Origin of the sequence: Phenylobacterium sp. (assembly GCF_030654915.1) — a bacterium.
Lineage (GTDB): Bacteria > Pseudomonadota > Alphaproteobacteria > Caulobacterales > Caulobacteraceae > Phenylobacterium.
This window is the reverse complement of sequence record NZ_JAURWM010000291.1, coordinates 1-18123: the sequence shown is the minus strand read 5'-3', so window position 1 is coordinate 18123 and position 18123 is coordinate 1. Positions and strand designations below refer to the sequence as shown.

At 66.0% G+C, this 18123-nt stretch carries 24 protein-coding genes; 13 read left to right on the top strand and 11 right to left on the bottom strand.

Annotated features, from left to right (window positions below; all coding sequences use genetic code 11):
- A partial coding sequence (locus Q7T84_RS15400; RefSeq protein ID WP_304810543.1) for an NAD(P)-binding protein occupies nucleotides 1-178 on the bottom strand: 178 nt, incomplete at its 3' end.
- 174 nt (nucleotides 179-352) lie between these two features.
- On the opposite strand from Q7T84_RS15400, the gene Q7T84_RS15395 reads away from it, so the two are divergent.
- From Q7T84_RS15395 to ppc, 5 genes are all read left to right on the top strand, one after another.
- Entirely contained in the window at nucleotides 353-685 is a 333-nt protein-coding gene (locus Q7T84_RS15395; protein WP_304810541.1) for a helix-turn-helix transcriptional regulator, read from the top strand.
- Complete coding sequence (locus Q7T84_RS15390) at nucleotides 682-1122, top strand: SRPBCC domain-containing protein (protein WP_304810539.1); 441 nt, start codon at nucleotides 682-684, stop codon at nucleotides 1120-1122. Before Q7T84_RS15395 ends, Q7T84_RS15390 begins: the two co-directional genes overlap by 4 nt.
- Nucleotides 1123-1146: 24 nt before the next feature.
- A complete protein-coding gene (locus Q7T84_RS15385) occupies nucleotides 1147-1767 on the top strand; it encodes a glutathione S-transferase family protein (RefSeq protein ID WP_304810537.1) in 621 nt (206 codons plus the stop codon).
- 205 nt (nucleotides 1768-1972) lie between these two features.
- Nucleotides 1973-3262, top strand: a complete 1290-nt coding sequence (locus Q7T84_RS15380; protein ID WP_304810535.1) for a glycoside hydrolase family 1 protein — start codon at nucleotides 1973-1975, stop codon at nucleotides 3260-3262.
- Nucleotides 3263-3299: 37 nt separating this feature from the next.
- Complete coding sequence (gene ppc / locus Q7T84_RS15375) at nucleotides 3300-6002, top strand: phosphoenolpyruvate carboxylase (RefSeq protein WP_304810533.1); 2703 nt, start codon at nucleotides 3300-3302, stop codon at nucleotides 6000-6002.
- A gap of 79 nt (nucleotides 6003-6081) precedes the next feature.
- Here the strand turns inward: ppc and Q7T84_RS15370 are convergent, their stop codons facing one another.
- A complete protein-coding gene (locus Q7T84_RS15370; protein ID WP_304810531.1) occupies nucleotides 6082-6189 on the bottom strand; it encodes a VOC family protein in 108 nt (35 codons plus the stop codon).
- A 207-nt stretch (nucleotides 6190-6396) separates the two neighbouring features.
- Between Q7T84_RS15370 and Q7T84_RS15365 the strand changes: the two genes are divergently transcribed.
- Complete coding sequence (locus Q7T84_RS15365; RefSeq protein WP_304810529.1) at nucleotides 6397-6744, top strand: PRC-barrel domain-containing protein; 348 nt, start codon at nucleotides 6397-6399, stop codon at nucleotides 6742-6744.
- Here the strand turns inward: Q7T84_RS15365 and Q7T84_RS15360 are convergent.
- A complete protein-coding gene (locus tag Q7T84_RS15360; RefSeq protein WP_304810527.1) occupies nucleotides 6723-7247 on the bottom strand; it encodes a YdcF family protein in 525 nt (174 codons plus the stop codon). The two genes, Q7T84_RS15365 and Q7T84_RS15360, sit on opposite strands and share 22 nt — an antisense overlap.
- Before the next feature lie 58 nt (nucleotides 7248-7305).
- A complete protein-coding gene (locus tag Q7T84_RS15355) occupies nucleotides 7306-7632 on the bottom strand; it encodes a hypothetical protein (RefSeq protein WP_304810525.1) in 327 nt (108 codons plus the stop codon).
- Between the two features lie 264 nt (nucleotides 7633-7896).
- Between Q7T84_RS15355 and Q7T84_RS15350 the strand changes: the two genes are divergently transcribed.
- The 4 genes from Q7T84_RS15350 to Q7T84_RS15335 are packed head-to-tail and all read left to right on the top strand — an operon-like array spanning nucleotide 7897 to nucleotide 11398.
- Nucleotides 7897-9012 carry an ABC transporter permease gene (locus tag Q7T84_RS15350; RefSeq protein WP_304810523.1) on the top strand — a complete coding sequence of 372 codons (1116 nt, stop codon included), beginning with the start codon at nucleotides 7897-7899 and terminating at the stop codon, nucleotides 9010-9012.
- Complete coding sequence (locus Q7T84_RS15345; RefSeq protein WP_304810521.1) at nucleotides 9013-9828, top strand: ABC transporter ATP-binding protein; 816 nt, start codon at nucleotides 9013-9015, stop codon at nucleotides 9826-9828.
- Entirely contained in the window at nucleotides 9828-10766 is a 939-nt protein-coding gene (locus tag Q7T84_RS15340; protein WP_304810519.1) for an MlaD family protein, read from the top strand. The genes Q7T84_RS15345 and Q7T84_RS15340 overlap by 1 nt, the downstream gene beginning before the upstream one ends.
- A complete protein-coding gene (locus tag Q7T84_RS15335; protein WP_304810517.1) occupies nucleotides 10763-11398 on the top strand; it encodes an ABC-type transport auxiliary lipoprotein family protein in 636 nt (211 codons plus the stop codon). The genes Q7T84_RS15340 and Q7T84_RS15335 overlap by 4 nt, the downstream gene beginning before the upstream one ends.
- Before the next feature lie 54 nt (nucleotides 11399-11452).
- Here Q7T84_RS15335 and Q7T84_RS15330 read toward each other — a convergent pair whose 3' ends face one another.
- Both Q7T84_RS15330 and folD read right to left on the bottom strand, forming a co-directional pair.
- Nucleotides 11453-11899 (bottom strand): globin domain-containing protein, encoded by a 447-nt coding sequence (locus Q7T84_RS15330; protein WP_304810515.1) that lies wholly within the window; start codon nucleotides 11897-11899, stop codon nucleotides 11453-11455.
- A gap of 268 nt (nucleotides 11900-12167) precedes the next feature.
- Nucleotides 12168-13064, bottom strand: a complete 897-nt coding sequence (folD, locus tag Q7T84_RS15325) for a bifunctional methylenetetrahydrofolate dehydrogenase/methenyltetrahydrofolate cyclohydrolase FolD (protein WP_304810513.1) — start codon at nucleotides 13062-13064, stop codon at nucleotides 12168-12170.
- 76 nt (nucleotides 13065-13140) lie between these two features.
- Here folD and Q7T84_RS15320 point away from each other — a divergent pair, with 76 nt between their 5' ends.
- Nucleotides 13141-13605: a low affinity iron permease family protein gene (locus Q7T84_RS15320; protein WP_304810511.1), complete on the top strand. Its 465-nt coding sequence runs from the start codon at nucleotides 13141-13143 to the stop codon at nucleotides 13603-13605.
- Here Q7T84_RS15320 and Q7T84_RS15315 read toward each other — a convergent pair.
- From Q7T84_RS15315 to Q7T84_RS15305, 3 genes are read right to left on the bottom strand one after another with little or no spacing between them, the layout of a single operon-like run.
- Nucleotides 13602-14051: an NUDIX domain-containing protein gene (locus Q7T84_RS15315; protein ID WP_304810509.1), complete on the bottom strand. Its 450-nt coding sequence runs from the start codon at nucleotides 14049-14051 to the stop codon at nucleotides 13602-13604. The genes Q7T84_RS15320 and Q7T84_RS15315 overlap by 4 nt on opposite strands.
- A gap of 3 nt (nucleotides 14052-14054) precedes the next feature.
- Complete coding sequence (locus Q7T84_RS15310) at nucleotides 14055-15053, bottom strand: S1/P1 Nuclease (RefSeq protein WP_304810507.1); 999 nt, start codon at nucleotides 15051-15053, stop codon at nucleotides 14055-14057.
- Between the two features lie 10 nt (nucleotides 15054-15063).
- Nucleotides 15064-15645, bottom strand: coding sequence for a glutathione S-transferase family protein (locus Q7T84_RS15305; RefSeq protein WP_304810505.1), 582 nt, complete (start codon nucleotides 15643-15645; stop codon nucleotides 15064-15066).
- Between the two features lie 166 nt (nucleotides 15646-15811).
- On the opposite strand from Q7T84_RS15305, the gene Q7T84_RS15300 reads away from it, so the two are divergent.
- Both Q7T84_RS15300 and Q7T84_RS15295 read left to right on the top strand, forming a co-directional pair.
- Entirely contained in the window at nucleotides 15812-16297 is a 486-nt protein-coding gene (locus tag Q7T84_RS15300; RefSeq protein WP_304810502.1) for a 3D domain-containing protein, read from the top strand.
- Between the two features lie 91 nt (nucleotides 16298-16388).
- On the top strand, nucleotides 16389-16925 hold the full coding sequence (locus tag Q7T84_RS15295) for an AAA family ATPase (RefSeq protein WP_304810500.1): 537 nt from the start codon (nucleotides 16389-16391) through the stop codon (nucleotides 16923-16925).
- 63 nt (nucleotides 16926-16988) lie between these two features.
- On the opposite strand, the gene Q7T84_RS15290 is transcribed toward Q7T84_RS15295, so the two are convergent.
- On the bottom strand, nucleotides 16989-17804 hold the full coding sequence (locus Q7T84_RS15290) for a ferredoxin--NADP reductase (RefSeq protein ID WP_304810498.1): 816 nt from the start codon (nucleotides 17802-17804) through the stop codon (nucleotides 16989-16991).
- A 25-nt stretch (nucleotides 17805-17829) separates the two neighbouring features.
- Nucleotides 17830-18123, bottom strand: a 294-nt coding sequence (locus tag Q7T84_RS15285; protein ID WP_304810496.1) for a phosphoadenosine phosphosulfate reductase family protein, incomplete at its 5' end; no start/stop codon positions are given.

The following is an 18123-nucleotide window of genomic DNA, read 5'->3' as shown; positions in this document are numbered from 1 at the left end:
TGTCGCTGTCCGAGCGGATGCCCGGGTAGCGAAACAGGTCCCAGGTGCCGCCGATGGCCCCGCGGCCTTCGAGGATCGCATAGGTCCTGTCCGGCGAATTGGCCTGCAGGTGGTAGCCCGCGCCAATGCCTGAGAGGCCAGCGCCTACGATCAGGACGTCAAAGTGCTCGACCGCCACTAGGTATTCCTCGCCTGGGCTCCGAACTTCGCCGGATCGCCCGTCAAACAGTTGTTCGGCATCATGCTACGCCGCCGAAGCTCCGCCAAGTAATCATTGATAAGTGAAAAACCGAGCGGGCCGCCAGCGACCTGCCGATTGACAACCAGCGTCATCGGATCAACACTTAACTTAATGGTTAAGTTTGAACCCGATACGCTCGACCGCACCTTCGCGGCCCTGTCCGATCCGACCCGGCGCGCCCTGATCGCGCGCCTGGTGGCCGAGCCGACTCTGTCCGTCAGCGATCTCGCCCGCCCGTTGCCGATGTCGTTGCCCGCGGTGATGAAGCACCTGGACGTGCTGATCGACGCTGGCCTGGTGACCCGCCGCAAGACCGGCCGCACGGTCGATTGCCAACTCAACGCCGAGCCGATGAAGGCGGCGATGGAGTGGCTGGACCGCCACCAACGCTTCTGGACGCAAAGCCTCGACCGCCTCGCCGATCTCGTGGAGCCAAAGCCATGACCGCGCTCGCCACCAAGCCGAGCCTCACCCTCGTCCGCCAGCTGAAGGCCACGCCCGCCAGCGTCTACGCCGCCTGGACAGATCCCAAGATCATGGCCCAATGGTTTGGCCCCCACCACACCCACATCGTCAGCGCCGAGACCGATGTCCGGGTCGGCGGCAAGTTCCGGGTGGTCATGCGCGAGATCGAAAGCGGCGAGATCCACGACGTCAGCGGCGTCTATCGCGAGGTCGAGCCGGAGCGGAAGCTGGTCTTCAGCTGGGCCTGGGTCAGCATGCCTGAGCGGGAGAGCCTGGTGACCGTCTCCTTCCACCCTGTCGGCGAGGGCGTCGAGCTTACCCTGCTGCACGAACAGTTCTTCGATGAACCCACCCGCGACAGCCACAACGGCGGGTGGACCGAGTCTCTCGACAAGCTGGAGCGCCTACTCGCCTGACGCCCCAAGGAGAAGGATATCGTGATGAAACTCTACTATTCCGAGGTCCTGAATCCCCGGAAGGCCTGCGCCGTCGCCCGCCATTTGAACGCGCCCATCGAGTACGTGCACATCGACCTGGGCAAGGGTGAGCAGCAGAGCCCGGCGTTCCTGGCTCTCAACCCCAACGGCAAGGTTCCCGTCCTCGCCGACGACGATCACGTCGTGTGGGAATCGAACGCCATCATGGCCTATCTGGCCCAAAAGGCCGGCTCCGACCTTTGGCCGCAGGACGGCCGACAGATCGAGGTCCTGCGATGGCTGAGTTGGGATCTGACTCATTTTACCCACTACGCTGGGACGCTCTATTTCGAGCACCTGATAAAGGCCAAGTTCGACATCGGTCCGCCAGATCCCGCCGCCGTCGAGGAAGCGACCGGCAATTTCCGGAAGTTCGCCGAGGTTCTGAACTCGCACCTGAAGGGCCGCCAATATGTGGTCGGCGACGGACTGACAGTCGCCGACTTCGCCCTGGCTGTGTCCCTGCCCTACGCCCAGGACGCCAAGATCCCCGTTGGCGATTTTCCCGAGCTGCAACGGTGGCATGAGCGCCTCAACGCCCTGCCCGCCTGGCGCGAGCCGTTCCCATCCTTTGTCGCCGCCTAAGGAACGCCCCCTCCCCACCGGCTCGTCATGGCCGGCCTCTGGAGCCGGCCATCCATAGACTCCGTGACCGCCAATCGCTCTGAACCATCGGTGCGTATGGATGCCCGGGACAAGAGCCCGGGCATGACGAGCTGGGAATGGAACCACCTCCTAGACGCCGCCGAAGCCTGTGCGCATTCTCCCGCCCACAAACGGAGTGGGCGGAATGATTGACGGCGCGAAAAGCTTTCCCAGGGGGTTCGTCTGGGGCGCGGCCACCGCCGCCCATCAGGTAGAGGGCGGCAACGTCAATTCCGACTGCTGGGCGCTGGAACACGCTTCGCCGTCCCTGTTTCGCGAACCCTCGGGAGACGCCGTCGACCAGTACCACCGCTTCGGCGACGACATGGCGATCCTCGCGGGGCTGGGGCTTCAAGCCTACCGGTTCTCAATCGAATGGGCGCGGATCGAGCCTGCGGACGGGGTCTTTTCCCAAGCCGCCCTCGACCACTATCAACGCTGCATCGACGCCTGTCTGAGCCGAGGCCTCGCGCCGGTCTTGACCTACCACCACTTCACCTTGCCGCTGTGGCTGGCCCGCCAAGGGGGCATGACCAACCCAGCCTTCCCGGACCGCTTCGCCCGCTTCTGCGAGCACGCGACGCGCCGCTTGCGCGGCTTCGACACCGCCTGCACCATCAACGAGTTGAACCTGCCCCTGTTCATCCGCGAGCCGCTGATGGCGCGGATGACTTCGGAGAGAGCCCTGGCCCGCATCGCGGCGGCCGAGGCGGTGTTGCACGGTCCCATCGACAGCTTCTTCCTCTACACCCCGCGTGACGTCATCCTGAACCAGGGCCTCACCGCCCACGCCAAGGGCCGCGACGCGATCAAGTCCGTCCGGCCGGAAATCCAGGTCGGCGTCACCTTCGCCGTCCAGGACGAGCAGGCCGAGCCCGGCGCCGAGGCGCTGCGCGACCAACGGCGCGACGACTTCTACGGGGTCTGCCTGGACGCCGTGAAAGGCGACGACTTCATCGGCGTGCAGACCTATTCGCGCGTAGTCTCCAAGCGCGACGGCAGCTCTGGCCCCGAAGACGGTCATCCGCGCACGGTGATGGGCTATGAGGACCGACCCCAGGCCCTGGCCGCCACCTGCCGCTTCGTCTGGGAACGCACCCACACGCCGATCCTGGTGACAGAGAACGGTTGGGCCGGCGAGGACGATGCTCGTCGCGGGGCCTTCGTCCAGGAGGCCCTGAGCGAACTGCATGGCGCGATCGCCGAAGGCGTGGACGTTCGCGGTTACTTCTATTGGTCGCTGCTCGACAACTACGAATGGGCGGCGGGTTATGGTCCGAAGTTCGGGCTGATCGGCGTTGACCGGACCACGCAGCAGCGACGGATCAAGCCCTCGGCCGTCGCGCTCGGCGACATCGCCCGCGCCAACGCCCTGGGCGTTCAAGCCCTCGAGACGACAAAGGTCATGGGCGACGGCGCGCCCGTGGGGCTGTAGAAAACGCCGGTACCCGGCAAGCTAGGCGGACCCACCAGTGCCAGATCGAGTTGTGAAGTCAGCGCCCTCGGAACTCCGCGCCAAGGTGCGTTTCCTCGGCAGGGTGCTGGGCGACGTCATCAAGTCCCAGGACGGCGAGGGACTGTTCAACCGCATCGAGGACATCCGCCAGACCTCGGTGGCCTTCCACCGTGAGGGCGGCGCGGCCAACGCCGCCCTGTTGGAAGAGCGGCTGCGCAGCCTCGACCTGCACGAAACCGTGCGCTTCGCTCACTCGTTCGCCTGCTTCCTGCAGATCACCAACATCGCTGAAGACAGCATCCAGCGCGACAAGATGCAGGACGGCGACGCCCGCGCCGACACGCTGGCCGGCAGCCTGCGCGCCCTGGCGGCCGACGGCGTCGGCCCCGAGGCGGTGGCGAAGCTGCTGGCCCGCGGCCTGATCGAGCCAGTGATCACCGCCCACCCGACCGAGGTTCGCCGCAAGAGCGTGCTCGACCGCGCCGGCGCCATCGCCACGGCCTTCGCGGCCTGGGAAAAGGCGCCGACCGACGCCGCGCGCCAGACGCTGGAGACCCAGTTGCTGCGCGAGGTGGCGATCTTCTGGCGCACCCGGCTGTTACGCGGCGTGCGCCTGGGCGTCGTCGACGAGATCGAGACCGCCGTCTCCTATTTCGAGCGCAGCTTCCTGTCCGAACTCCCCCGGCTCTACGCCCATTGGGGCCGACAGCTTCAGACCGAGCTGCCGAGCTTCCTGCGGATCGGCTCGTGGGTCGGCGGCGACCGCGACGGCAACCCGTTCGTCACCGACGCCGTCCAGCGCCAAGCCTTCGCCCGCCAGTCCCAGGCCGCGCTCCAGGCCTATCTGGAACGCATACACGCCCTGGGCGCCGAACTGTCGATCTCCAGCGAGTTGGCTGAGGTGACGCCAGCGCTGAAGGCCCTGGCCGACCGCTCCGGGGACGCCTCGCCCCATCGGCTGGACGAGCCCTACCGCCGAGCCCTCCGCGGGATCTACGCCCGGCTGGCGGCCACATATCCTTTGCTGACCGGCGAGGCCCCGCCCCGGCCCGCCACCCTGATCGCCGAGCCCTATCCCGACGCCAAGGCCTTGAAGGCCGACCTCCAGGTCATCCTCGACGCCCTGATCGAGAGCCAGGGCGAGATCTTCGCCGCCGGCCCCCTGCCCGACCTGATCCGCGCCGTCGACATCTTCGGCTTCCACCTGGCGACGCTCGACCTGCGCCAGAACTCGGCGGTCCACGCCCGCACCATCGCCGAGCTGATGGCCATCGCCGGTGTCTGCGCCGACTACGAGGCTCTGGACGAAGCGGCGCGCTGCGAGCTGCTGCTATCGGAACTGGCCCACGGCCGGCTGCTCTATTCGCCCTATGCCGAATACGGCGAGGAGACGCGGCGCGAATACGCGGTGCTGAGCGCGGCGGCGGAGTCTCGTCGTCGCTACGGCGCCGAGGCGATCCGAGCCTATATCGTCTCCAACACCACCTCGGTCTCCGATCTGCTCGAGGTCTACATCCTGCTCAAGGAGGTCGGCCTCTTCCATCCAGGCGAGACACCCACCACCGAGGTGTTCGCCGAGCCGCTGTTCGAGACCATCCCCGACCTGCGCGCCGCGCCCCAGACCATGGGCGCCTATCTCGATCTGCCGCTGATCAGACGCCTGCTGGCCGAGGGCCGGCTGCAGGAGGTGATGATCGGCTACTCTGACAGCAACAAGGACGGCAGCTACCTCACCTCGACCTGGGAGTTGCACCAGGCCTCGACCGCCCTGCTCAAGGTCACCGACGAGGCTGGGCTACGGCTGCAGCTGTTCCACGGCCGCGGCGGCACCGTCGGCCGCGGCGGCGGCTCCAGCTACGAGGCCCTGCTCGCCCAGCCCGAAGGCACCGTGCGCGGCCGCATCCGCATCACCGAACAGGGCGAAGTGGTCGCCAACAAGTACGCCGACCCGCTGCTGGCCCGGCAAAGCCTGGAGACCATCACCGCCGGCGTGGTGCTCGCCTCGCTTGGCAAGTCCGCCGACCACGAACTGGCCAAGCGCCATGGCCCGACGCTCTCGCGTTTGTCCCAGGCCTCGATGGAGGGCTATCGCAACCTCGTCTACGAGACGCCCGGCTTCGTGGACTACTTCTATGCCTCGACGCCCTTGACCGAGATCGTCGAACTGAACATCGGCAGTCGGCCCGCCTCTCGCCAACCGACCCGCAGCATCGAGGGACTACGAGCCATTCCCTGGGTGTTCTCCTGGTCGCAGTCGCGAACCATGCTGCCCGGCTGGTACGGCTTCGGCTCGGCGGTCGAGAAGTCCGGCGTCTCCCTCGCCGAACTCAACGAGTTGCACGAGTCCTGGCCGTTCTTCGCCACCACCTTGGCCAACATGGAGATGGTGCTGGCCAAGGCCGACATAAACATCGCGCGCCGCTACGCCGACCTGGTGGAGGACAAGTCGCTCGCGGCCTCGATCTTCGGCCGCATCAGCGCTGAGTGGGACAAGACCGCGAACGCCCTCCTGGCGATCAGTGGACAAAGCGCCCTGTTAGATCGGCACACCGAACTGGCCGAGGCTCTGCGTACCCGCCTGCCCTATATCGACCCGTTGAATCACCTGCAGATCGAACTGATCCGCCGGCGGCGGGCCGGCGACACCGATGAAGCGGTGCGTGAAGGCATCCACCTGACCATCAACGGCATCGCCGCGGGACTGCGCAACAGCGGCTAGCCGGCGTGCGCCTGCCGCGGTTCGCCAAGATCGATCTTGGTCATCCGCAGCATCGCCGTCATGGCCCGATTGGCCTTGGCTAGATCAGGGCGCCTAGCTCCGACGGCACGACCTGCCACGCGAGGCCGTACTTGTCCCTTAGCCAGCCGCACTGGCCAGGCATGCCGCCATCGGCGGAAGCGCTCATCACCCCGCCCCTCGGCCCAGGTCCCGGCGTCGCCATAGCGGATAGTGTCTCCGGCTTTCGTCGAACCACGGGAATTCCGACCAGAGGATGTTTGACGAACGCCCGTTCCGACACACGGCTGAGAATTTCCCGCCACGGCGCAACTTCTGCGCCTATGAGGATCGAATGGTAGAGCTGGGCGTTCAAACCCGGAGCGGGAGAAAATCCATGAATCCAGACAGCCTGATGATCCGCAGCGCCAACCTGCTGGGGACCGCCTTGAAGGACACCTCGGGCCGCAAGCTTGGGACAATTCGCGAGGTGTTCTTGGAACGCGACACCGGCCATGCGCGGTTTGTCATCGTGGAACTCGGCGGCTTGCTGAAGGCGGCCGGAAAGTACTACCCCGTTCCCTGGCGCGCCCTGAAATTCGATGAGAAGACCAGCGGATATCTAGCTGATATTACAAAAGATAAGCTGAAGGGCGGCCCGGCCTATGATCGCGATCAGCTCAACGACACGGCCTATGCCTGGAGCGAACAGACCGAACGCTACTACAGCGTAGATCCGATCTGATCGCGGAGGCCGCGGCGCTTGGTGAGCGCCAACACCCAGTCATACGGAATGGCTGGGACTTCGCGCAGCCGCATCCTCCACCAGGCCGGCCAGCCCATCTGGCGTGGCCCGGCCTTCACCGACCCGTCAAGACTGGGCACGCCCAAGGCCGCGAAGATCAGCCGCGTCCTCGGCGTATGATAGCTGTCGGTGCAGACGATCGCTCCGGCCAGCCGTCGCCGGCCGATCTCGCGCGTGGCGGCGACCACCGTCTGCAGGGTGTCGAGGCTTTGTTCGTCGAGGATCAGCCGCTCGCGAGACACGCCACACGAGGTGAGTCGTTCGGCCATGATCGAGGCTTCGGACGGGCCATAACGCCCTACCCCGCCGGAGCAGAAGACCATCGCGTCGGGGTGAGCCAGCGCCAGGCGCAGGCCCCCCTCGATGCGCCGACGCAGCGCCGCGCTTGCAAGACCGTCAGGACGCACGGCCGCGCCGAGAATGACAATGAGGTGGTGGGACAATCTGGTCGGCCGTTCCTTCAGGGATCGGCCGCAAGATGCCCGCGCGAGCGCTCTAGCGCTAGGTCCGCGCCTCGGCGTTCATCGGGGGGCGATGTTCCTCGATGAGATCGTCCTGCTCAGCCAGGCGCACCGCGCTGCGGACGTTCAAACGGGTCAGCACATCGGCGTCGTCGCCATAGACATCCTTGGCCTTGGCCAGTTGGTCGCGCCACTCGATGCGCGCCAAACTGTCGGTCTCGCCGGCGAACAGGATATCGGCGCCCTGAGAGCCTGGCTTGTAGATGATATAGTTCGCGCCGGCAGGCGGAAGAACACGATCCTCATCGAGGGCGGTGTAACGATAGCGGTTGCCAGATTTCCCGGCGAATTCGATCTGACGGGCCAACGCACGCTCCCGACCTGAGGCAAAATATGTTCCGGGCCCGGCTCTGCCGTTCCCGCGCCCCTGTTAGCCGGCTCACTTGGGCAAAAGATAGGCGTAGCGCTCCGGCCACAGATCACCTTGTCGCGAGAACCTACGTTGCATTGCGGAATCTCGGAACAACCTGGGCCATATGGCGTTCCTCGTCTCGTGACGGCTCTGCTAGGTTGAGCCTCGAAGCGTTTCGATTCACGGAAACGTTCTTTTTTGAGGCTACGACGCGAGCCGATGGAACGACCCGCCGACTTTAGCTTGATGGACGCCGATGACGGCCGCAAGGCCGTGCTTTCTGGCGACTGGACGGCGACATCCACCGGCGACGCCGCCCAACGGCTGGCCGCCGCCGTCGAGAGCGACAGCCTGAAGGGCGTCGACATGACCCCGGTTGGTCGGTTGGACACCGCCGGCGCATTCGCCCTGATCCGCGCCCTGCGCGACGTGCTGCCCAGCGATGCCATCCAGGCCCGTCCCGAGACGGTTCGGCTGTTGGAGTTGGTTGGCGAAGCCGCCGCTGAAAAGCCGGCCAAGCGCCCCGAGCCTCGCGGCTTCTATCAGTTTCTCGTGCGGATCGGCCGAGGCGTGTTCGACCTGGGCCGTGAGTTTTTCGAGACCATGGTCTTCACTGGCCACCTGCTGGTGGTCGTGGGCCGGGTCATGGCCAATCCGAAGCGCATCCGCTGGGCGGCCTGCGTCTCCCTGGCCGAGCGGGCCGGGCTTGACGCCATTCCGATCGTCGCCGTCACCTCGTTCTTCATCGGCGCGGTGGTCGGCCTGCTGGGCGCCAACATGCTTCGCCAGTTCGGAGCCGAGGTCTTCGCCGTCGAACTGATCGGCATCGCTGTCCTGCGCGAATTCAATATCCTCATCACCGCGATCTTGCTGGCCGGCCGCTCGGCCTCTGCCTTCGCCGCCGAGATCGGTTCGATGAAGATGAACCAGGAAATCGACGCCATGAAGGTCATGGGCGTCGATCCGTTCGAGGCCCTGGTCTTCCCCCGCTTCGCCGCCCTGCTGACCATCATCCCCCTGCTGACCTTCGTGGCCACGCTGGCGGGCCTATCGGGCGGGCTGCTGATCACCTGGTCGGTGCTGGGCCTTGGCCCCAACTTCTTCCTCCAGCGGATCATCGACAATGTCGGGGTGACCCACTTCCTGATCGGCATGTCCAAGGCCCCGGTGATGGCCATTGTCATCGCCGGGATCGGCTGCCGCCAGGGCATGGAAGTCGGCGGCGACGTGGAATCTCTGGGCCGGCGGGTGACGTCGGCCGTCGTCCACGCCATCTTCGCCATCATCCTGATCGATGCCGCCTTCGCCCTGCTCTACATGCAGTTGGGGATCTAAGTGTCAGACGACGAAGCAGACCCCCTGGACACCGACGGCCCGGCTATCGAGGTGAGAGACCTGAAGTCGCAGTTCGGCTCGCATGTCGTGCATGAAGGCCTGGACCTCACCGTCACGCGCGGCGAAGTGCTGGGCGTGGTCGGCGGTTCGGGGACCGGCAAGTCGGTCCTGCTCAACAGCATCATCGGCCTGCGGCGACCCGACGCCGGCACGGTCAAGGTGTTCGGTCAGGACATCCAGCACGCCAGCCGGCGCCGCTGGTCGGAGATCGAACGCTGTTGGGGGGTTCTGTTCCAGCAGGGCGCGCTGTTCTCGAACCTCACCGTCCGCCAGAACGTCTCCGCGCCGATGTACGAACACACCAATCTGTCGCGCAAGACCATCGAAGAACTGGCCGACCTGAAGATCGCCCTTGTCGGTCTGCGCGCCGGCGCCGGCGACCTGAAGCCCGCGGAGCTGTCTGGCGGCATGCGCAAGCGGGCCGGCCTCGCCCGGGCCCTGGCTCTTGATCCGGAGCTGCTGTTCCTCGACGAGCCGACAGCCGGCCTCGACCCGATCGGCGCGGCGGCCTTCGACACCCTGATCAAGGACCTCTCCGACAGCCTGAACCTGACGGTGTTCATGATCACCCATGACCTCGACACGCTGTATGCGATCACCGATCGCGTCGCGGTGATCGCCGACAAGAAGGTGATCGAGACCGCGCCTGTTCAAGAACTCGAGCGATCGACACACCCCTGGATCAAAGAGTACTTCCTCGGCCCGCGCGGACGCGCGGCCGCCGATGCAGTCAAGAAAGCCGAGACGGCAGCCTGATGGAAAAAGACGCCAACTACGCCCTGGTGGGCTTTTCGACCCTGCTCCTGTTCACCGGCCTGATCATCTTCGTGGTCTGGCTGGCGCGGCTGACCTTCGCCCAGGACTACGATCTCTACGACATTATCTTCCAGGGGCCGGTTCGCGGACTGAGCCAGGGCGGCGAAGTGCATTTCAACGGCATCAAGGTCGGCGAGGTCACCCGGATCCAGCTCGACGGCACAGATCCGAACCGAGTGATCGCTCGCGCCCGGGTCACCTCCGACGTGCCAATCCGCTCCGATTCCTTTGCAACCCTGGAACCGCAAGGCATCACCGGCGTCAACTATGTCCAGATCACCGCCGGCACGCCGTCGAAGCGCCTGTTGAAAGATACCGTGCCGCCCGGCGAGATCCCCAAGCTCCGCACCCAGCGCAGCGCCCTTTCGGATCTGCTCGAAGGCGGCGGAACGGTGCTGACGCGCACGGTCGAGGCTCTCGACCGCGTCAACCGGGTGTTGTCGGATCAGAACATCAAAACGGTAGGGGCGGCGATCAGCGACGCCCAAGCGGTCACCGCCGAACTGCGCGAGCGCAAGGCAATCATCGCCGATGCGCAGAAATCCCTACAAAGCATCGACGCCGCCGCGGAAGAGATCGCCGCGCTCAGCAAGTCCGGTCGCGATCTGCTCGACAATGACGGCAAGCGCACCCTGGCCAATCTGGCCGCCGCATCGGACGAAGCCCAAGGCGCCGCCAAGGACATCCGCACGATGATCGGCCGTCTTGAGGGGCCAACCAGCGACTTCGCCACCAACGGCCTGCCGCAGCTGACCTCCTCCGTCGAAACCCTGCAAGAGACCGCCGAGTCGCTCGACGCTTTGATCCGCGACGTCCAAGCCAATCCCCGCGGCCTGGTCGGCAAGCCGGCCGCCCAGGAAATCAAGGTGAAGCCATGACCGCCCTCGCACGCAGCCTTCGCGTCCTGAGCCTCACGGCGGTGGCCGTTTCGCTCTCAGCCTGCATCTCGCTGTTCCCCGATTCAGAGCCGTCACAGCTCTATCGTTTCGACGGGCCGACAGCCGTCAGCGCCGGACCGGCGCCCGCCCCCTCCGCGCGTTTCGGGATCGTGCGAGCCAACGGCTCCTTCGTGCAGTCCGCCGCGGGCGACCGCCTGCTCACCGTGAATGGCGCTGAGGTCGCCTATATCGCCGCCTCCCGCTGGGTGTCGCCGGCCTCGACCCTGTTCACCGAGGCGATGACCCGCGCCTTCGACGCCAACGCCGGCGCGGCGCGGCTGATGTCGCGCGGCGAGATCGGACGCGCCGAATACTCCATGCGGGTCGATGTCACGCGGTTCGAGACGGTCTATGATCGAGGGACCGAGGCAGCGCCCGAGATCGCCGTCACCCTGCGCGTGGCCTTGGTCCGCGCCGACCGAACCCTGGCCGGTTCCACCCTGATCGAGGCCAAGGTCCGCGCCGGCGACAACCGGGTTTCGTCCATTGTCTCGGCTTACGACCAGGCCGTCAGCCAGGCCCTGGCCGAGTTGATCGTCTGGACCAACCAGACCGGCGCGGCGCCGGCCTAAGGTTAGGACGGGTCGGAGCTCTGCTGGCCCCGCCCGCCGCGAGGTGTAGTGAAATCAGTTGGCGGGCTCGAGGGCGTACATCTGCGCCTCACGCGCGATGAGCACGTCGGCAAGGAACCCATAGGCCTCGCCCCAGGCCGCGAGCACCTCGTCGGTGGCCGCCGCGCCGAGAACGTCGCGAATAGCTGGCAGAAGCGCGTTCGCCACGGCGGGATAGTGCTCGGGCCGAACGTGGGTCTGAACGTGCCGCGTCGCCATCTTCTCGATCGCGCCCGACAGCACTGGAAGGTTGTCGACATTCTGCGCAAAAGCGACGATCGCCGCCGCCAGTCGGCGCGGTTGCTCACCAGATTGCTGGGCCGCCTGATCGAACAAGGCCTTTATTTCCGCATCGACAAACAGCCGCTCGTACATCGCCGTGGTGATCGCCACGCCGTTCTGCACTAGGGCCGGAGCCGTGGCCTTGACGATGCCGATGGTCGCCGAAGAGAGTTCGCGCATTTCCAGTTTCCCTTTTGCGGCAAGCCCTATCAGCCGCTCCGCCGCGGCCCCAACTCCGGGTCACTACGTAGACGGGCCGGCCGTGCTGCGTGGCGGCCGCCGTTGGACGCCGCCGTGTTGCTCGGGAACCTAGCGCAGACTGAGGGCTGTGAAGGTGCAGTGACGCACCGCGACATGCAGGACGATGCAGGCCTCGCGTGTCCGATCAGGTGGAAGGGTGCTCGCCGCTCAGGGCCGCGGGCCGCCGACCGGACCGGACCGGACCGGATCAGGTTTCCAGACCGGCGATCCGCTTGGCGGCGGTGACGGTGTTCTTGAGCAGGCAGGCTACGGTCATCAGGCCGACGCCGCCCGGCACGGGCGTGATGTAGCCCGCGACCGCCGAGGCTTCCTTATAGGCCACGTCCCCGACCAGCTTGGTCTTGCCGGCCGCGGCCTTCACCGGATCGCGGAACGGCACACGGTTGATCCCGACATCGATGACGGCGGCGCCGGGCTTGATCCAATCGGCCTTGATCATCTGCGGGCGGCCGACGGCCGCGACCAGGATGTCAGCTTCGCGGCAAACCGCGGGCAGGTCCTGGGTGCGCGAGTGGGCGATGGTGACGGTGCAGTCGGCTTGCAGCAGCAGTTGAGCGATGGGCTTGCCGACCAACACCGAACGGCCGACCACCACCGCGCGCTTGCCGCTGAGGTCGCCAAGGGTTTCACGCAGCAGGATCATGCAGCCGAGCGGCGTGCAGGGCACCAGTGAGGGCAGCCCCTGGGCCAGGCGTCCGGCGTTGACCACGTGCAGGCCATCGACGTCCTTGGCCGGATTGATCGCTTCGATCACCGCCTTCTCGTCCAGGCCCTTGGGCAGCGGCAACTGCACCAGAACGCCGTGGATCGCCGGGTCGCGGTTCAACTGATCGACCATGGCCAGCAGATCGGCCTGGCTCACATCGGCCGGCAGCCGGTGGGTGACCGAATGCATCCCCGCGGCGTTGGAGTGCTCGCCCTTGGAACGCACGTAAACCTGGCTGGCGGGGTCCTCGCCGACCAGTACGACCGCCAAGCCGGGCTGCAGACCGTGCTCGGCCTTCAGGATCGCCACCTCGGCGGCGACCTCGGCGCGCAGGCGCTCGGCGATGGTCTTGCCGTCGATGATCTGGGCCTGGGACATGCGCTCTCCTGGATCGGAACTCGCCGTGGGACTACCCGTTCAGCCTGCGCCGCGCAATGCAGCGAGGAGCCCGGGCATGAGCAAGTTCACTGAGGTCTTTACGAAATTCGCGACCGCGATCGCTCGCTGGACCGGTCGGCCCTTGGTGTTTGTCGCCTGTATGATGCTGGTGGTCCTGTGGGCGGTGTCCGGACCTATCTTCGGATTTTCCGACACTTGGCAGTTGGTGATCAACACCTCGACCACCATCATCACCTTCCTGATGGTGTTCCTGATTCAGAACACCCAGAACCGTGACAACAACGCCCTGCACGCCAAGTTGGACGAGCTGATCCGCGTCTCTACCGGCCACAACTCCTTCATCGGAATCGAAAACCTGGCCGACAAGGAGTTGGAGGCGATCCTGCGCAAGCTCGACGAGCAATCCACGCGGCTGCGGGAAGAAAACGGCCGCCCGCCCCCTCGCCGCGCCTCGACGAAAGCCTCACCAAAGTCAGAGTCCAAGCCACGCGCCGCTCCGCGGACAAGGAAGAGCGCCTAGTTCCGCGTCCAGGCGGCCACCGCCCAAGCATGGGAGTCGTGGCGCAGGGTGCGGATAGCCGCCGCCGGCTCCAGCCACACGAGGGTGTGGTCGTCCTCGACCTTGAGGTCTGGCTGCTCTGACAGGAGATCGAGGACGAAGAACGATCCGCGATTGTTCCAGGCGTCACCGTCGGTGTTGAGGAAAAACTGGTCTGCCACGGCGAACGACGACCTTACGGACACCTTTAGCCCCGCCTCCTCGCCGAACTCGCGCACCACGCCCTCCTCCGGCGTTTCACCCTCATCGACCCCGCCGCCTGGCAGGTCATGCCAGGACGCCCCATCGGCCTTGACGATGTGGACCAGGGCGATCTTCCCATCCCGCTCCAGGATGCCGAACGCCGCTGGACGGTCCACATAGGTCCGGTCGGCCCGACGCTCTCCAAACTGTGGGACCGCGCGCATCAATCAGTCCTTGCCGTAGAGGCTGTCATACGGGTCCTTGCCGTCCAGCACGTCCTGCACCCGCAGCGCCGGCCAGCCCACCGTGGCGTCGGTGCCGCCACGCCAGGCCGAGACGATCATATCGCGGAGTTCCGAGGCCCCGATCGCCAATTGCCGGGTCGCGAAGGCGGTCCCGCGCGGGTCATGCGGCGCTAAGCCGCCGGCCTTTTCCATTTCGTAGAACGGCACGACTTCGGTGAAGGTCGAGATGAGATAGTCGACCGTGCGCTTTTCGATCGGACCGTCGTAAGGCTTGAGCGGCGTCATCTGCGCCCTCACGGCGGCGGCCTTGACGTTCTCGAACACGAACTCGCCCTCGAACGGTCCGTGGACCCGGGCGGTCGTGTAGCCCTTGGGGTTCGGGAACTCGCCCCAGCCGTTGTAATGGACGGTGACGTGCAGCGGCTGCGAACCGTCGCCGACGAAGTGCGACAGAAAGCCGATGGTTTGCAGAATTTGCGCCTCGCGCCGCTCCAGGTCGCGCTTCAGCCAAGCGCGGCGCTGGGGGTTCTTCTCACGGGCCGCCGCGGCCTTGACCGCGCGCCAGTAGCCGAAGTCCTTAGTCAGCTGCTGGTGCTGGTCGATGATCGAATAGGGCAGATAGCCGGCCTTCCAGCTGTCCAGGCCCGCCGCCTGCAAGCCCTTCTCATACTCGGCGCGGGTCGCCGGCAGCGGCAAGAACGACGGTCCGCCCAACAGCTTGCCGTCCTCGTCCAGGTCCACGAAGTGACCCGCGTCGCGATTGTGGTCGTGGATACGTCCCGCGCCCTTGGAGCGGTCCGGCTCACGCGACAGCTCGCCAACATCGCGCACGGCGGCGGGATTGCGCAGGAAGGCCGGAATCTCGCTCGGCAGGTTCTGCATCGCCGCTTCGCCGACGATCCGGTGGCCCATCGGCCCCCAAGCCAACGCCTGGGCGGGAGCAAGAGCGACGACGAGGGCGGCGATCAGCGGAGCTTTCATGATCTCCGCTTTAAGCGATCTTGAGCGCGGCCTCCACCCGCTTCACCCAGGCGCCGACCTTCGGATAGAGGCCAAGATCAAAGCCGCCTTCGTGCGCCACGCGGGTGTAGGCGACCAAGGCCACGTCGGCGAGGCCGACCGCCTCCCCCACCAGGAACGACGAGGCCGTCAGGCCATCCTCCAACCGCTGAAGGGCGCCGTTCCCACGCTCCACCAAACGCGGCTCCAACTCGGCCACCGCCTTGCCGGCGTAGCGCACATGGAAGCGGGCCACGGCGACATAGGGCTCGTGGCTGTACTGCTCCCAGAACATCCACTCCAGCATCCGCGCCCGATCATAGGCGTCGGCCGGGACGAGATCGGAGCGCTCGGCGAGATGCAGGATGATGGCGTTGGACTGGGCCAGCGGCCGCCCATCGTCCAGGATAACCATCGGCACCTGACCGGCCGGATTGAGCGCCAAGAACTCCGCCGTTCGCGACTCACCCTTAAGGATATCGGTCTCGACCCAGTCGAAAGGGAGCCTCAGATATTCAGCGACCCACCTGACCTTCAAGCAGTTCCCGGAGATGGAATCCCCATAGATGCGCATCGCTCATCCCTTGCTGCGTAAGGGGTTAGACAACCACATCGGTGGGTCGGCGACCAGCGGTGTCCATATGTCGCTATTAGGAATGCTTCACGCAGGGTTGAACCCCCCTCGGAGTCCGGGTACTTAGACCGCCGCTGCCAAGATCAACGACGAAGGAGCTGCCGTCATGAGACGTCGCCTCGCCGCCCTTGCCGCCCTCCCGATTTTGTTGGGGCTGTCTACGAGCGCACAAGCCGCGCCCGCTCCCGACCCGGTCGGGGATCTGATCGTTTCGGCCCTCACCGGGGCCCTTCCTGGGACGCCTGAGTTCCGCCTGAAGGCCAGCCTCTACCATGCCGGCGCCAAGGGCGTAGGCGCGCTGGACTCGCTCGGTTGCCGCGTCGTGGCGATGCGCACCGTCGCCATCGACTCCAAGCTCATTCCTCGCCGCACCAAGCTGTTCATCAAGGAAACCGTCGGCCTGCCAATGCCCGATGGCTCCAGGCATGACGGCCTCTGGTACGCCTCCGATGTCGGCGGCGCGATCAAGGGCGAGAAGATCGATCTCTTCACCGGCCATGGCTCGTCCTCGATGAAGCCGCTGATGCCGCTGAACCTCGCCAAACTTACGGTTTCTAAAGTGGGCGAGTTCAAGGGCTGCCCCCCCGCCTAAGCGCGGGCGCCCAACACACCCCTTCCCCAAGCCTGCTCCGACGTCGTCGCACTCCCGCGGCGGCGCGAACCCTATTGGCTTGAGGATCGCGATGATCGTCTCAAAACCCAACTTCTTCCTGCTCACCGGCGGCCCCGGCGTTGGCAAGACCACGCTGCTCCAACACCTACGGGCGCGCGGTGAGCGCTGCGTCGAGGAGACACACCGCCGCGTGATCCGCGAAGAGGTCGCCGCCGGCGGGGTGGCCGTCCCGTGGCTCGACAGCCAGGCCTATGGAGAGCGTACCGCGAGAGAGGACATCGCCATCTTCGACGCCATGGCCGATGTGGAGGATCGGGTGTTCTTTGACCGCGGCATCCCTGACACCGGCGGTCCAGGCTTCACGCCGCCGCCCTGGCTTGTCGGGGCCTGGCGCACGCGGCGCTACAACACCCACGTGTTCGTGCCCCCGCCCTGGCCCGAAATCTACGTCCAGGATGCAGAGCGCAAGCAGACGTTCGAGGAGTGCCTGGTTACGCACGAGGCCATTCTGCAGACCTATCGAGCGCTGGGCTACGAGCCGGTGCTCTTGCCCCTGGCCGACGTGGAGACACGCGCGCGGTTCGTGCTGGCGCTGGTCGAGAAGTGAATGACGCCGGCCCGTTCCTCCGCTGCGTAGCGGGGGAAGAAAAGGAGGGAGGATCCTGGTCCGTCAGGTCTCGACGAAGGCCTTTTCCAGCACGAAATCGCCTGGCGAGGCGAGCGAGCCTTCTTCATAGCCGCGCTCGACCAGCAGGGTCTTGAGGTCGGCCAGCACGGAGGGGCCGCCGCAGAGCATCAGGCGGTCCACGGCCGGATCCAGCGGCGGCACGCCCAGGTCCTCGAAGATCTTGCCCGAGGTGATCAGGTCAGTGATACGGCCCTGGGTCTTGAACGGCTCGCGGGTCACGGTTGGATAGTAGCGCAGCTTGCCGCCGATCAGCTCGCCCAGGATCTCGTCGTGGTTCAGCTCGGTTTCCAGCAGTTCGCGATAGTTCAGGTCGGCGACGTTGCGCACCGTGTGCGTGACGATCACCTCGTCGAAGCGCTCATAGACGTCAGGATCGCGAGCCAGCGACAGCCAAGGCGCCAGGCCCGTGCCGGTGCCGACCATATAGAGGCGCTTGCCGGGCTTCAGGCCGTCCAGCACCAGGGTCCCCGTCGGCTTCTTGCCGATCAGCACTTGGTCCCCGACCTTGATCTTCTGCAGGCGCGAGGTCAGCGGGCCGTCGGCCACCTTGATTGAATAGAACTCCAGCTCGTCGTGCCAAGCCGGCGAGGCGATCGAATAGGCGCGCACCAGCGGCTTGCCGTCGACTTCCAGCCCGACCATCACGAACTGCCCGGACGAGAACCGCAGGCCCGGATCGCGCGTCGTGCGGAACGAGAACAGGCTGTCGGTCCAATGCTGAACCCAGGTCACGGTCTCGATCATGAAGGCGCCGCGCGCCTTGGAAACGGCCGGAGCCACGGTGGTTACGTCGGTCATGATGCGTCTTTAAATTATGTAGCGGTCAGATGTCGCCGCCAACATTGGCGACGGCGCCTGGCGCCCGCGCGACATGAATGCCGCATTCGGTCTTGTCCTGACCAGCCCAGCGCCCGGCGCGGACGTCCTGGCCCTCCTCCACCGGCTTGGTGCAAGGCCAGCAGCCGATGGACGGGAAGCCTTGGGACACCAGCGGGTGGGCAGGCAAGTCATGCTCGGACATATATGCGTCCAATTCGGCTTTGCCCCAGTTGGCCAGCGGATTGAACTTCACTTGGGCGTCAGCCGGCTCGACCACCGGCAGCGACAGCCGGTCGCC